We start from the raw sequence: 14,503 nt of genomic DNA, 5'->3' as shown, positions 1-14,503 counted from the left end.
GCGCTCTTTTTTATTTGCTGGCAGATGGCAGCCACAAAGCAATTTCCGGCCAGATGAGTAAGAGTACAAGCCCAAGAAGCTGTAGTAGCACGAACGGCACAATGCCTTTGTATATATGTGCCAGTTTCACGCTTTTTGGTGCTGCACCTTTCATATAGAACAGAGCAAACCCAAATGGGGGCGTAAGGAAGCTTGTTTGCAGGTTCACTGCCATCAGGATTGCGAACCAGTGTACGGTTAGGCTTGGATCAAAGAGATGCGCGCCAAAGTCCAGCTTGGCAATTACCGGGGCAAATACCGGCAAAATGATAAGCGTGATCTCGATCCAGTCAAAGAAGAAGCCCAAGATAAATACAACAATCATCAAGAGAGTGAGGATTGCCCATGGTCCTGTACCAGTGCTTTCCATTAAATGAATAATAGCTTCATGACCGCCAAGGAGCGCAAATACGTATGAAAAGGCGGTGGCCCCTACAAACAGCCCAAACAGCATAGCAGTTGTGAGTGCTGAACGTTCCAGAACATCCTGTAGCATGCTGATATTGAGTTTGCCTTTGAAGGCAGCAAGTAAAAGCGCACCTAAGGCGCCCACACCGCTCGCTTCTGTTGGGGTCGCGAAACCGCCGAAGATAGAACCAAGCACAGCAACAATAAGCAGCACGGGGGGAGCAAAGCTGCGGATCACCATCATGATAGATAGTTGTTCTGTATTTTCAGTTATCTCAAGAGGCGGCGCCAGTGACGGATTACGCCATGTGGTAATGAAAATATAGAGCAGATATAGCAGAGCGAGTAGAAGGCTTGGGCCAATTGCCGCCATAAAGAGGCTACCAGCTGACGTAGACAAAAGGTCTGCCATTACCACAAGCATAATAGATGGTGGCAGAAGGATACCAAGCGTACCTGATGCAGCAATAGTACCTGTAGCCAGTGGTGAATGATAGCCGCGCTCCAGCATCACTGGCAGCGCGAGTAGGGTCATCATCACGACGCTTGCACCGATAATGCCTGTTGTTGCCGCGAGAATAACGCCAAGGATAGTTACTGAAAGCGCAAGCCCGCCAGGCACACGTCTTGTCATCAATTGGAGCGTATGGAGCAGGTCTTTGGCAACACCACTGCGCTCCAGCATGGTTCCCATAAAGATGAACATGGGGATGGCTACGAGCACCAATTTGCTGACAACACCCCCAAAGATACGGCTAACCACAAGGAAGAAGCTGTTTGAATTTTCAATGCCGAGCGCCACGGCCAGCAACCAGAAACCAAGTCCAACACCACCAAGTACAAAGGCTACAGGAAAGCCTGAAAACAGAAGCGGCATTAATACCAGGAACATCAAGAAGGGTAAGAATTCGATGAAGGCTTCCATCAGCTTTCTCCCTTCTGTACATGATCGGTTGCGAAGAATGTTTGGTCCGCGAGCGTTTTATCCCCGAATAGGAAAACAATACTTTCCAGCAAACGTGCAAGAGCAGCAATTACAAGAAAACCAAAGCCAACAATGATCACGGATTTAATAATCCAGCGGTTGGGCAGGCCGGTGGCTGAGGCGGAAGCTTCACTATATTCAATACTGTAGCTCACATAATCGATACCAAAACTGATTACGGCAAAAGTATACGGCAATAGGAACAGGAGACAGCCCAAAGCTTCTATTGCAGCGCCAGCTTTAGGGCTGAGTTTTTCAGAAAGAAGCTCAATACGCACATGGGCGTTTTTGGTATAGGCCCAGCCTAGGCATAGAAGAAACAAAGCACCGTGCAGATGCCATTCAAGCTCCTGCAATTTAGTGGAGCCAATTACAAACCAGTGGCGGAGAGTTACGTCTGTAACGATAACAAGCATCAAAACAAGGATCAGCCAAACGGATAGGCGTCCCACAGCTGTGCTGATGCTTTCCAGCTTTTTTGAAAGCGAAAACAGAAACTGCACAGACTTAATCCTTCAAATAGCCACGATCAGCCCAGCCTTTATATTTGGCTCGGAAGGTTTGCAGGCTTTCCCAAGCTCGGGCAAAGTTTTCATCGTCTTCTGCAAGCTCAGTGGAGACCTTGTCCCAGGCTGCTTTTAGCTCAGCTAGAATTTCTGGTGGCCATGTGTGGATTTGCACACCTTCGGCTTCAAGTTTGGCGATGGCGTCAGGCTGCAAGGCTTCACCTTCAGAAACACCGTACCGTACGTTGGCGGCGCATGCTGTGGTAATCTGATACTGCTGTGTTTCAGATAGGCTGTTCCATTTGTCCAGATTGATCATCAGTTCGAAGAAGGTGGACTGCTGATGCCAGCCTGGGAAGTAATAATGTTTTGCTACCTCATAGAAGCCCATCTTCAGATCAACTGCAGGCATGGCATATTCAGTAGCATCAATGGTGCCTAACTCGAGCGCTTGATAGATCTCTCCACCTGCGATGAGTTGTGGTGCAGCACCTACCTCCTGAAGGACTTTACCGCCCAAGCCAAAGAAACGAATTTTCAGACCTTTGAAGTCTTCAATGGTTTTCATTTCTTTTTTAAACCAGCCTGAAGCTTCTGGCGGGGTCATGCCGCAGATAATGCTGTGGATGTTGTGCTTGTGGTAGATTTCTTCAAACAGTTCACGACCGCCACCATAATCGAACCATGCGAGATATTCTGGGGCAGAAGGGCCAAAGGGCACAGAAGCAAAAAGTTGAAGTGCAGGTTCTTTGCCTGCCCAGTAGCCGGGGGTAGACCAACCTGCTTCCACAGCGCCGTAACTTACAGCATCAAACGTTTCAAAGGGCGGGGCAAGAACACCGGGTTCAAAAAATTCAAATTTCATGGTCCCACCAGAGATTTTATCTACTTCTTCGGTGATTTTTTTACCCATGGTGCCAATTTGCAGGAGTGTAGAAGGATAGGTGCTGGTCATGCGCCAGCTCACAGGTTTATTTTCCTGTGTTTCCTTTTCAGCCGCTTGTTCGCTGCTACCACATGCTGCAACCAACATAACGGCAGAAATGGCCAAACCAGTGGCCAGTGAACGTTTGATACCCATGTTCCTCCCCTTGCGGCCCCCGCCGCGTAATCTTAACTAAATTTCTTCAGTGCTTGCCCAAGAAGCACATAGAGCTTGCCCATGTCACTTGAAATCAAAGTGACAGACATGGCGCTGCCTTTGTCGCCCATCATTGCTCGTTCCATCATGCCTTCGAAATCCCGACAGTAGCGGCTGACTGCTTCACGGAACTCTGGATCTGATGCAAATTTTTCACCGATAATTTTGCGGCTCTTTCGACTGCCAACCTTAAGCGTCCGGCGGATAAATACAGATTTATCGCCGGCAAGATAATCCTCCCAAACAGTATCTGGGAGGTCGTCAGACAGAGCTTTATTAATTTCGATTGAATTAGATTGAAGGCTTTCCATCAAGAGAGCAGAGGTACGCGCAAAGTCATTCTTCGTGGCCGAAGCGATACGTTTTTCAATCTCTTCAGTTTTAGAGATAAACTGCTCAGTCGTTTGGTTGATTTTCTCTGCTTCATTGCCAAGACGCATAGCCAGTAGAGCACTTTCTTTTTCTGCTTGATCAGCAGTTTCCTGATACTCAGAAAGAACACGGGCAAGGGTGGCTTGCATCTCTTCCTGCAAGTATGTGATACGCTCAGTCGCTTTATTGCCTATCTCATCCATGGTTTGTGAGAGTTCAGATCTAGTTTCATCAACAGATTTATGCATCTGATCTTGTGCACGTTGTGTTTGGTCCATCAATACTTGGCTGGCAGCATCAAGGCGATTTGCGGCTTCCATAGAACTGTCAGTAAAACGCGTTACTTCCGTGCCCATATTATCGGAAGCCCGGTTCAGTTCACTGATAACGCTCTCGGTTTCTTCCTTGATGCGGTGGCGTTCACCGGCAAAAGCTTCTGCGGCTTGTCCAAGTGCACCACCTGAATCAGTTAATTCTTCACGAAGACCCGTGGTTTGTTCATTTAGTTCACCAACAGCTTTTTCTAACCGTTCAGAGGTTTGCGCAGATGTATCACCCACTCGGTCAATCATCGAAACAAGTTCGCCCGATTTACTGCTGAGTTGTTCTTCAACAACAGAAGCAGTGTTCTGAAGATTGAGGCTGTTAGTTGCAAATCTTTCTGCGGCTTCGATTACCTTTTCAGCCGCTTCATTTGATGCGCTGCTTAAGGCGTCACGCTGACTTGAAAGATCATCTTCAAGACGGGCAAGTTCCATGCGGGTTTCATTGAGAACTTCACCGATAAGATCGCTTTGAACATCCATTTGCGCACGTACGGATGTAAGCTCCTGAACTGTGTCTTCAGATTCCTGTCTTAGTTCTGCAGTTTTTTCAGAAATTTTGCCCGCGGCATCATTTGAAAGTTCATATGCATTTCGGCTTGCCTGTGCGAGTTCGGCTATTTGTTCTTCAACACCTGCGCGAAGCTGTCTGATATGTTGAAGTGTGCGTGTGGCGGTATCTTCTGCTTCCTGTACTGCTGAACTGGAGTGTTCGGAAATAGCGGATATTGTATTTTCGAGAGCGGCTTTAGCACGCTCCAGGCCGTTCATCAGCATATCATCTGCTTTAGCGGCATGTTCGAGCACTGCTTCGCCCGTCGCTTTTGTAGTCTCGAGTGTTTGTTCGTTTACACGTTCGCTTGTTGAAAGAGCAGATTGGCAGTGCGCTTCAAGGGATTGACCAGCTTCTTCAAGCAGCTGTTTGGCATTCTCAACCGTTTCAATAACTTGTTCTGACATTGCTTTGGCTTTGTCAGAGAACATATCGCTTACGTCGCTTGTACGTTCCAGAGCTTCGGTAGCAGCGAGGCGGACTTCGCCCACGTGTGTGCGGAGGCTTTCTTCAATCTTTGCAGATTCTGTTGCGGCCAGTTCTGCAAGATCATGAAGAACAGAGCCTTGAGTTTTCATGTGTTCTGAAAGTTCAGCTGAGCGTCCTTCAAGGCCTTCTACGTCATGACGGAAACGTTCCATACCTGCGAGCGCGCTTTCCGTCGCTGTATGAAGCCTGAGTTCAACATTTTCTGCTATATCGCGAACCAGACCAGCCGTTTCAGAAACCGTATTGCTTGCCTTTTCAAGACGGTTTTCGAAGTTCTCCGTCATGGCGCTAATGTTTTCAAGGCTCTCGTCCATACGGTCTTTTGCACCGTCCGCGGTGGAGGCAAAAGTATGACCAGCATTATCAAGGCTTGCAGCTATGGTTGTGACAAGTTCTTCCAATTTGTTGAAGCGCTCCTCAACATTCTGGGTAGTGCTGTCAATTGCATCCCGTTCTCTGGCAAGGGTATCCCGGATGCTGGTTGTTCGGGCTTCTGTATCTGCTGTAGCGGTAAAGAGATTACTGATTTGTTCTTGAAAGCGGTTTTCGAGATTTTGAATACGATCTGCAGCTAAATCAGCAACCGCATCTATGCTCTCAAGTTCCTTTTTGAGGTTTTTATTAAGTGCCTTGATACGCTGCTCTGCCATCTCAACAGGGGATAGAGCTTTATCCAGGTTTTGAGCCATGGCCAAACGGCGTTCAAGAAGTGGGTCTGTACGCTGGAAAGCTAAGGCAACAAGCCAGAAGATTGCAATTGGTGTTGCGTATCCTGCAATGAGGACTGCTAGAGCGGTGATCGACGTATCTTCAAAGGCATTTGTTGATGTGGAAAGGAAATAAACAGCCAGTGCAGTCCAAAGAACACTAAGTGAGGTGGCAATTATTACCGGAGCAAGTCGGCGGATATTCTGTGATTTCCCGCTTTTGTGTTTCGAAGGTAGCTGAGTATCGCCTTCAGATTCAGTAACTTCTGGAAAATCAAGTTCAGCTTTAGACATGTCGCCCCCTTGGCCACCTTATTCATATGCTTGTCATAATTGTTACGACATTTTCAGAGAAATGCACCACAAGTTTATGATGACAGGAAGGATAATAGCTATTCCTGTGGCAAAAATATGGGGTTTTGCTATATTTACGGGAAAGAAAGGCGAGAGATGACGTCTGTTTCTGGGAAAAAGCCAAGTGCAACGCAATTGCAATATTTACTGCGGGGTATAAATGAACCCGGAGGGAAACTCCCTTTGTTTGATAGAGACGGACAACGAATCAATAAACAAACGATTCGATCTTGCCTTAAAAATGGTTGGTGTAAAGAATGGCGTAGAAACCCTGTTAAAACGAATTGGCTTGTTTGTAAGCTCACGAAAACAGGACGGGAAGCGGTAAAACGAGGTGTGCAGAGTGCAGGAATCTAACTGGGATGAAGATGTTGTTTTCGACCGTGACCACCTGAAAGCCTTTACCAGCGGTGACCCATTTTTTGAAAAACAGGTTTTGGATATTTTTGTTCAGAATGCTCCAGGATATCTGGTGGAATTGTCACAAGCTTCTGTTGATGACTGGTCAGCGCTTGCTCATAAACTTAAAGGAGCCGCAAGAGGTATTGGGGCATGGCGCCTCGCAAGAGCATCAGAACGTGCGGAACTTATGGAAAACAGTATGCTAACAGAAGAAATCTCTAGCGGCGTATGTGCTAGTTTGAATGTACGGATGGAAGAATTGCTCGCCTATATCGCGGAACTTCCCAAAGATGAAGACGGATTACTTATATAAAATCAACCGTAATGTTTGACGCTATAGCCTGCTTTAAGGTAGTAGTTTCAATAATCTAATAGAATTAGCCTATTATAGCAGGGCGATGGGTATATGAGCGACTATGATTTTGACCGAGTGAATGTTCTTCTTGCAGAAGACAGTCCTTTTATTCGGTCTTTGTTGGTGAATTCACTGAAAGTACTTGGTGTTGGTAATGTATTCGCCGTTGAACATGGTGGCGATGCTATTCATTTCCTCCAGCGCGTGAAAAATGAACCAATGAAAATTGGTGTTCAGCAGATTGATTTGATCATCTCTAATTGGGATATGCACCCGATTGACGGCATGATGTTTCTTCGCTGGGTGCGCCGTCACAAAGATAGCCCTGATAGGTTTACTCCATTTGTAATGATTACCAGTTATACTGAGCCTGAACGTGTACTTCAGGCGCGGGAAATGGGCGTTACTGAAATGCTCGCAAAGCCTTTCACAATTAACGGTATTGGTGAAAAGCTTATATCGATTATTGAGCGGCCAAGGCAGTTTGTTCATACAAAGGATTATTTCGGGCCCGATCGTCGGCGAATGAAGGGCGATGTTCCTGGTGGGGTTGAACGGCGTGTGTTGAAAGATAAGAGCGAAGGCGTGGAGATTATCCGTGGCTAGTAATAAACCAGTTATTGTACGTTTTTATCGTTTTCAAAACCGCTTGAAGGAAAAAACTGCGGGTTTGGCTCCTGGTAACACAGGCATATCGAGAGAAGCATTGGAAGCGGCCGAGCAGGCGCTTACCAAGATGTCTGAAGATTACCCTGATTGGGTGTCTGGTCTTGTTGTTAAATTGCAGGAACAGCATGGCCGGTGCGTAGATAGCCCGGAAATGCGCCATGACTGTTTTGAAGAAATCAATCATATCGCACATGATATGAAGGGGCAGGGCGGTACGTTTGGATACCCCCTTATTACTTCTTTTGCTGATAGTCTTTATGGTTTTACTGTGAAGCGCTCAGGAGAGATTACCGATAACCAGATTGAATTGGTGAAAAGTCATCTAGATGCCATGCGAGCTGTTATTAAAGGTCGCGTAAGTGGTGATGGTGGTGAAATTGGTAAGAAGTTAACCGACAGCCTTAATGAAGCTATTGAGCAGTATCAGCAGACTGCATAGAGCTCCGCAGCAAAAACAAGCCTCAATTGATGAGGATTGACTTGTTTTTCCAAACTAAAGTTTGGAAGTTTATCTTTTGGTCGCAAAATTTCTACGGCTGACCGTTTTAATTCATAAAATCCTTCTTATATCTACATTCTAAAGATAGCCGTGACATAAAAAATAATAGTCACATAAGGCAGCGACAATGAGGATGAAAAATGAAGAAGAATTGGAAGGCTATTCCGGTAGTAGCCGCTGTGATGACGGCTTCTGTGCTGTCTCAAACTGCATCAGCAGACACACCTGATACAATGGAAGAATGGACACGAGAAGCTAACGTGATTGTCCAATCTGCGCTTTTGCCATCAAGATTGGATAGTGATGTAGATAAAAGCAGCGTTGTTCAGTTTAACGTCACTGTGGACCGTTCTGGTGATCTGGTTTCATATGTGCAAAAAGGGAAATCTGAAGAGCAGGAGCTAAATGCCGTTGCAACTAATTTGGTAGCTTCTACAGATTATCCTGCTTTACCGGAGAGCTATAAAGCTGATCAAATGACTTTCTCTCTAGCGTTGATTTATTCCGCAGATAGAGAAGGGGCTGTTGGTGCTGGTGCAGTTCTGACAACACTTAAGAGCCAGCTTGGATCAGTAAACTAAGATTTTCGTTTTGAGTTAATGGTTGCAATGGAAAGCCCCGCTAAAAGCAGGGCTTTTTCGTTTCTAATTTTGAGTACGATCTTTCAGACCTAGTGCATGGTTCATAATATGGAATACTACGTTCTGCTCCATTGTACCTTTTACCAGATGGGACCAAGGGCCTATTCCAAAAAGAGCGACATCTTCCCCACCATGGGTCTCTGACCAAAGAGGAATTGCGGCTTGCTGCTGAAACTCAGGGTGATGCGTATCTTCATTTGTAAGATGCGCACGTTCGCCCTCAATAGCTCCGGGGCCATTTTGGTATCCAACTGTTGTGTATGGCTTACCATCCTTAGCCATCGTATATTCACCGTCCTCCTGACCAGGGCCAGACACCAGTCCGAGTATAGGATTACCCCGCTTTGGGTAACCCGCCATGGTAAATGTGTGGCTGTGATCAGCAGTTACCAGAATGAGCGTTTCTTCTGTATCTACAAGTTCCAACGCTTTTTTTACAGCTGATGAAAGAGCAACAGTGTCATTCAGCGCTGCGTTGGCATTACCGCCATGATGACCGTGGTCAATGCGACCTGCTTCAATCATGAGATAATAACCATTGTCATTCTTGGATAGCATTTTAATGGCTGTTTCTGTCATTTCTGCCAAAGTTGGCTCATCCTGAGCTTCTTCAAGAGTGAAAGACATGTGTGAGCTGCTGAACAAACCGAAAAGATGGTCGGTGCCAGAAATATCTGTTGCCTGAAGTTCCGCTCGGTTTGTTACATACGCTGATTTTTCGAATTTATTTTGCCATTCTGTAACTATATTGCGGCCATCTTCACGTTTACCTCCTTCTGAAGAAGGAAGGAAATTCCGGGCGCCTCCACCAAGGGCTACTTCAAGGCCGTTACCGTCTAGGTCTGTCGTAATCTGGCTCGCGATGTCTGTGCATTTGTTCTGAATGGCTTCTTCGGTAAGTTCAGTATCATTTTCCCAGCCCCGGCTTGGGCTAATAGCGAAAACGGCAGCCGGTGTTGCGTGTGTGAGGCGTGCTGTGCTGACAATCCCTGTACTCATACCAGCTTGTTCGGCGAGGTAAGCCAGCGTTTTAGGGGCATCTTTTTCCATGCCTTTGCAGATACCATTTGGGTGATTGGGAGCGGTGTTAATGACACCAATTTCGGTTTTGGTGCCGGTATTCAGTGCGGAGGCTGTCCCAGCTGAATCTGCTACCTGAGCATTTACATTATATGTTTTTACGAGGGCGGTGTTCGGGAAGCGTTCAAAGCTTAGATAGTTTTCCTCGCCTGGTTGTCCGTTCAATTGACCTTCCAGAATACGACCGGCAGTGAGTGTGGAAATACCCATGCCATCACCTACAAACAGAATAACATTTTTAGCACGGTTTGTGTTTGGTTTTTGGGCGAGACGGTCAGCGATTGCTTTTTCCCCTTGCTCAAGCCAGGATTGAGTAGTCCCAATATGATCTTTAGTTACTTCCTGTGCTATTGATGCAGGCGTGATTAGCAGGCTGCTTGATAAAGCTGATGCTATAAGAAGCGATTTAACGCGCATGATTGCTCCCCTCTATACTCTTTATTGTTTAATTTAGACCTATGGCACAGCTTGAGAGTGCCTGCAATAAGCTTGTTCACGCTTCTTCTAAGGGGCTTTTGTGAAGGTCTTGTTTCGTTTTTGACCATATCGTTATAAACGCACGTTTAGGGTTTATCTATACAGCCTGAATTTCCACCCATTCGTCGCATTGGCCCTTAAAATCCTTATCTGAGTGATTATGTTCAATACAGCAGAAAACTGCACTTAAAATAAATTACGACAGATACAAGTGGCTATGATAGCGAGGAGAAACACTATGAAATCGAATAAGACATTTTTGAAATTGGCACTGGCTTGTTCACTACCTTTTGCTGCAGTGGCAGCGCAGGCAGGTGATAGCGGTTCGAACGGGCTTAAAGATTGGGCGCAAGAAGCTGGTGAAGCTGTGAATACAGTAATGAATGCGCCGACTCTTTATTCGGCTACAGGCTCAGGCGCTGGCCTTGCTCTCTATCAGGTAACAATCGACCGCGACGGCGATGTTGTTGATGCAATCAGAGTAAGAAAGCCAAGTGACATGGGAATTCGTGCTGCGGCCAGAAAAGTCTTGAGAAAAGTAGATTTCCCGGATCTTCCTGCATCATATAATCAGGATAAGCTGACGTTTGTTCTACAGTTAAGCTATGCAACATCTGATGAACAGGCTGAAAAATTCCTTCGCCAGGGCTACGTAACTAGCCAACAAATTGCACAGAATTCAGATACAGTTCGCGTGGTTGCGCAAAATATCAACTAATACCTCAGATAGATTAGTTTCAAAGAAAAGAGAGGCTAAATGCCTCTCTTTTTTTATCTGAGAGCTTTCACTGCCTGGTCAATGCCGCCTAAGTTCAGTGGGTACATACGGTTATCCATCAATTCTTTAAGTAGTTGAATGGATTGGCTGTATTGCCAGTGTTCTTCAGGTACTGGGTTTAACCACACAGCTTTTTGATAAATATTGGTAACCCGTTTCATCCAGACATCGCCCGCTTCTTCATTCCAATGCTCAACGGAACCGCCAGGGTAGGTGATCTCGTAAGGGCTCATAGATGCATCACCCACGAATATGATCTTATAGTCATGTGGGTATTTATGTAGAACATCCATGGTTGGAGTGGTTTCATTGTGCCTGCGAACATTATCTTTCCATACCCGCTCATATAGGCAGTTATGGAAATAAAAGAACTCAAGATGCTTAAACTCTGTACGAGCAGCTGAAAATAATTCTTCACATAGTTTGATGTATGGGTCCATTGAGCCACCAACATCAAAAAAGATAAGAACCTTAACGGCGTTATGGCGTTCTGGAACCATTTTGATATCCAGAAAACCATTATGAGCTGTGGATCTGATAGTCCCGTCTAGATCAAGCTCGCTGGCTTCGCCCTGTCTTGCAAACTGCCGTAGTTTTTTGAGAGCTACCTTGATATTTCTTGTACCTAGTTCAACGCTGTCATCGAGGTTCTTGTATTCTCGTTTATCCCAAACCTTGAACGCTCTACCGTGCCGACCTTCTTTTTGGCCAATACGAACGCCTTCAGGGTTATAGCCGTAAGCACCAAAGGGACTTTTGCCCGCAGTACCAATCCACTTGTTACCGCCTTGATGGCGTTTTTCCTGCTCCTCAAGTCGTTTCTTGAGGGTTTCCATAATTTCATCCCAATCACCAAGAGATTGAATTTCTTCCATCTCTTCCGGTGTCAGGTATAGCTCAGCCATCTTTTTGAGCCATTCTTCTGGGATTTCAGCAGTTTCATCATCGGCAATAAATTCAATACCTTCGAAGGTTTTACCAAAGACACGATCAAATTTATCCAGCTTGGTTTCGTCTTTTACAAAAACCGATCGGGAAAGATAATAGAAGTCATCCACACTGTAGTTTGAGCAGCCTGCCTTTAAGGCTTCCATCAAGGTAAGATATTCCTTGATACTGACAGGCAGCCCGCTTTCTTTGAGTGCATAGAAGAACTTAACAAACATGCTTTATCCGTTTTGACGGCGGTTCATGAACGCTAGACGCTCAAACAGGTGAACATCCTGCTCGTTTTTCAGCAGTGCACCGTGAAGTGGTGGGATTAATTTATTCGGATCTTTAGATTTAAGGACTTCAAGCGGGAGCTCTTCTGCCATTAGCAGTTTTAGCCAATCAAGGAGTTCACTTGTTGAAGGCTTTTTCTTGAGGCCAGGAACTTCTCTAAGGTCAAAGAAAACACCGAGCGCTTCTTTAACAAGAGCCTGTTGGATATCAGGATAGTGCACCTGAATGATATCTTTCATGGTCTCAGGCTCGGGGAATTTGATGAAGTGGAAGAAACAGCGGCGCAGAAAAGCGTCAGGCAGCTCTTTTTCATTGTTTGACGTGATGATCACAATAGGGCGGTTTTTCGCCTTGATGGTTTCACCAGTTTCATAAACGTGGAATTCCATGCGATCTAGCTCAAGAAGAAGATCATTCGGGAATTCAATATCTGCTTTATCAATTTCATCAATTAGCAGTACAGGCGTTTTGTCACGCTCAAATGCTTCCCAGAGTTTGCCTTTTTTAATGTAATTTTTGATATCTTTTACTTTTTCATCACCAAGTTGGCTATCTCGTAGTCGAGAAACTGCGTCATATTCATAAAGGCCTTGCTGGGCTTTGGTAGTGGATTTGATATGCCATTCAATCAGTTCCATACCAAAAGCTTCTGCAACTTCATTTGCAAGCACTGTTTTACCTGTTCCTGGTTCACCTTTGATAAGCAGCGGACGGCGCAGTGTAGCAGCAGCATTCACAGCTACTTTCAGGTCTTCGGTAGCGACATACTGATCAGTGCCCGTAAATTTCATCGGACGTATCTCCTGTTAAACAAACTTTAATTAGAAAGATGAGATAGTGCAGAGGGGCATAAAGTCCAACCTATAAAATCGCTTGTGATATATTATACAAACACAAAAAGACCGTATAACCAAAGCAGATGCTTAGGTCATAACCGGTCACGGCAATTTCATATAAGCTTAGCACTAGTTCTGTGCGGTGCTAAGCTTCGTCGTCTAAGATCAATCCCTCAGGCTCTCTAAATTGAGAAACAATTTCCAGGATAGATTCTAACGGAAACTGGCTAACAACTTCACCTGTGTCGGTGTCGATGTTTTTATAGATAAAACGGCCAGTCTCTTCGTCTCTGTCAATGCGTAGACGAGTGTTAGTGGTCTGTTCCTCTGGAATAATTTCTTCAATCGCTCGAGCCGCTTGTTCGAGAGGGCTTCCTTGTTCACCAGTGAAGTCAACACTCACAATAGTGTTTGCTGTTACTTCGTTGGTCGAAGGTGCCTGATCTGCTGCAAGTACAGAGCTATTGCCCTCCGGAGGGGTAACCCTGGGAGTGTTTGTCTGTCTAGGTTCAGGAACCTGAACTCTTGCATTTATGTTGCTAATCTCTGCCATTGTTCTTACTCCGTGCGAAATTCCCTTTCGCTTCAATCTCCATCGTTTATTTAACTGATAACTCCTTGAGCGGCGAACCGGCGAACCGGTTCAACCATAATCTCAATAGTTCTATCGGAATAGACCGAGAACCGTTGAAGGCGCCTGATTGGCGATCGACAGAGCCTGGAGGCCAAGCTGTTGACGTACCTGTAAAGCCTGGAGGTTTGCAGACTCGCTGGCGAGGTCAGCATCCACCAGATTACCGATACCAACTTCAATGGTGTCCGATAGTTGATTCACAAACTCTTTTTGGAGTTCGATACGAGCCGCACCGGAACCAAGCGAAGAAAGTGAAGTGTTAACGTTTGCGATTGAGTTTTCAATGTCAGTTACAGCAGCAGATGCAAGCGCTTGTGTAGAAATATCTTGCGATGCTGACAGTGCAACATTGGAACCTGATAGTGACAAGTTTTGAGCAGCAACCGTAATCGTATTACTGCCATCGTCGCTTGTAATTGCAACAATCGCGTCGCCATTGTTTTCTACAGCGTTTGTACCGTTAAACTCGGCATTTTGTACGATGGATGTAATTTGGTCACGGAGTTGCTCGAAATCATCATTCAAAGAACTACGGCTCGCTGTATCAAGACCAGAGTCTTTCGCAGCAACCGCTTTTTCTTTGAGTTCGATTAGGAGGTCAGATACTGCTTCACCAGCCGCGATTGCTACATCCAAGGTAGATTGAGCACGATCGAGCGAGGCAGATACCGCAGAAAGTCCAGCTACTTCACCACGCAGTGTTTGCGCGATAGCAAAGGTCGCTGCATCATCCTTTGAAGAGCTGACCCGTAAGCCGGTGTTAATCCGGTTTTGGGTTGTTGTCAGCTCAGACGAAGTCTGATTCAAGTTTTGCAGGGCAGCAAAGGCACCTGCATTGGTATTTACCGAAAAAGCCATTTTGCTTCTCCTTTTTGGAGTATTATGTCAGGCATTTTGCCTGCAGGACTTTTTGTCCATCTAATACTATGCAAAAGATGAGCCAGAATGCTTATTAAAATGTCGGGAAATAAGGCGTTGAATCTTATAGTTTAATTGATGTTTTCCAATTTTTTCGTCTGAAACAAAACTAG

Annotated in this window: 14 protein-coding genes; 5 read left to right on the top strand and 9 right to left on the bottom strand. The window is 45.6% G+C overall.

The annotated features are described in order from the left end of the window. Positions 1 to 10 precede the first annotated feature (10 nt). The 4 genes from MF542_RS13675 to MF542_RS13660 are packed head-to-tail and all read right to left on the bottom strand — an operon-like array spanning position 11 to position 5,817. Complete coding sequence (locus MF542_RS13675; protein WP_247020409.1) at positions 11 to 1,372, bottom strand: TRAP transporter large permease; 1,362 nt, start codon at positions 1,370 to 1,372, stop codon at positions 11 to 13. Next, positions 1,372 to 1,935 carry a TRAP transporter small permease subunit gene (locus MF542_RS13670; RefSeq protein WP_247020407.1) on the bottom strand — a complete coding sequence of 188 codons (564 nt, stop codon included), beginning with the start codon at positions 1,933 to 1,935 and terminating at the stop codon, positions 1,372 to 1,374. Before MF542_RS13670 ends, MF542_RS13675 begins: the two co-directional genes overlap by 1 nt. Before the next feature lie 4 nt (positions 1,936 to 1,939). Further along, entirely contained in the window at positions 1,940 to 3,019 is a 1,080-nt protein-coding gene (locus tag MF542_RS13665; RefSeq protein ID WP_247020405.1) for a TRAP transporter substrate-binding protein, read from the bottom strand. A gap of 32 nt (positions 3,020 to 3,051) precedes the next feature. Then, complete coding sequence (locus MF542_RS13660) at positions 3,052 to 5,817, bottom strand: hypothetical protein (protein WP_247020403.1); 2,766 nt, start codon at positions 5,815 to 5,817, stop codon at positions 3,052 to 3,054. Between the two features lie 403 nt (positions 5,818 to 6,220). Here MF542_RS13660 and MF542_RS13655 point away from each other — a divergent pair, with 403 nt between their 5' ends. The 4 genes from MF542_RS13655 to MF542_RS13640 all read left to right on the top strand — a co-directional run bounded on the left by MF542_RS13655 (position 6,221) and on the right by MF542_RS13640 (position 8,383). Further along, on the top strand, positions 6,221 to 6,592 hold the full coding sequence (locus MF542_RS13655; RefSeq protein ID WP_247020401.1) for an Hpt domain-containing protein: 372 nt from the start codon (positions 6,221 to 6,223) through the stop codon (positions 6,590 to 6,592). Between the two features lie 93 nt (positions 6,593 to 6,685). After that, complete coding sequence (locus MF542_RS13650; RefSeq protein ID WP_247020399.1) at positions 6,686 to 7,240, top strand: response regulator; 555 nt, start codon at positions 6,686 to 6,688, stop codon at positions 7,238 to 7,240. After that, complete coding sequence (locus MF542_RS13645; RefSeq protein WP_247020397.1) at positions 7,233 to 7,742, top strand: hypothetical protein; 510 nt, start codon at positions 7,233 to 7,235, stop codon at positions 7,740 to 7,742. Before MF542_RS13650 ends, MF542_RS13645 begins: the two co-directional genes overlap by 8 nt. A 200-nt stretch (positions 7,743 to 7,942) precedes the next feature. Then, on the top strand, positions 7,943 to 8,383 hold the full coding sequence (locus tag MF542_RS13640; RefSeq protein ID WP_247020395.1) for a TonB C-terminal domain-containing protein: 441 nt from the start codon (positions 7,943 to 7,945) through the stop codon (positions 8,381 to 8,383). Between the two features lie 63 nt (positions 8,384 to 8,446). Here the strand turns inward: MF542_RS13640 and MF542_RS13635 are convergent, their stop codons facing one another. Continuing rightward, complete coding sequence (locus MF542_RS13635; RefSeq protein WP_247020394.1) at positions 8,447 to 9,940, bottom strand: alkaline phosphatase; 1,494 nt, start codon at positions 9,938 to 9,940, stop codon at positions 8,447 to 8,449. Between the two features lie 298 nt (positions 9,941 to 10,238). Here MF542_RS13635 and MF542_RS13630 point away from each other — a divergent pair, with 298 nt between their 5' ends. Then, entirely contained in the window at positions 10,239 to 10,718 is a 480-nt protein-coding gene (locus MF542_RS13630) for a hypothetical protein (protein ID WP_247020391.1), read from the top strand. Between the two features lie 53 nt (positions 10,719 to 10,771). Here the strand turns inward: MF542_RS13630 and MF542_RS13625 are convergent, their stop codons facing one another. The 4 genes from MF542_RS13625 to MF542_RS13610 all read right to left on the bottom strand — a co-directional run bounded on the left by MF542_RS13625 (position 10,772) and on the right by MF542_RS13610 (position 14,330). After that, entirely contained in the window at positions 10,772 to 11,944 is a 1,173-nt protein-coding gene (locus tag MF542_RS13625) for a vWA domain-containing protein (protein ID WP_247020389.1), read from the bottom strand. Between the two features lie 3 nt (positions 11,945 to 11,947). Continuing rightward, positions 11,948 to 12,793, bottom strand: a complete 846-nt coding sequence (locus tag MF542_RS13620; protein WP_247020387.1) for an AAA family ATPase — start codon at positions 12,791 to 12,793, stop codon at positions 11,948 to 11,950. A 190-nt stretch (positions 12,794 to 12,983) separates the two neighbouring features. After that, complete coding sequence (locus MF542_RS13615) at positions 12,984 to 13,391, bottom strand: flagellar protein FlaG (protein WP_247020385.1); 408 nt, start codon at positions 13,389 to 13,391, stop codon at positions 12,984 to 12,986. Positions 13,392 to 13,502: 111 nt separating this feature from the next. Beyond that, a complete protein-coding gene (locus MF542_RS13610; RefSeq protein ID WP_247020383.1) occupies positions 13,503 to 14,330 on the bottom strand; it encodes a flagellin in 828 nt (275 codons plus the stop codon). Positions 14,331 to 14,503: the final 173 nt, after the last annotated feature.

It is taken from the genome of Kordiimonas laminariae (assembly GCF_023008165.1).
GTDB lineage: Bacteria > Pseudomonadota > Alphaproteobacteria > Sphingomonadales > Kordiimonadaceae > Kordiimonas > Kordiimonas laminariae.
The sequence above is the reverse complement of the archived record's forward strand: the minus strand, read 5'-3'. Positions and strand labels throughout refer to the sequence as shown.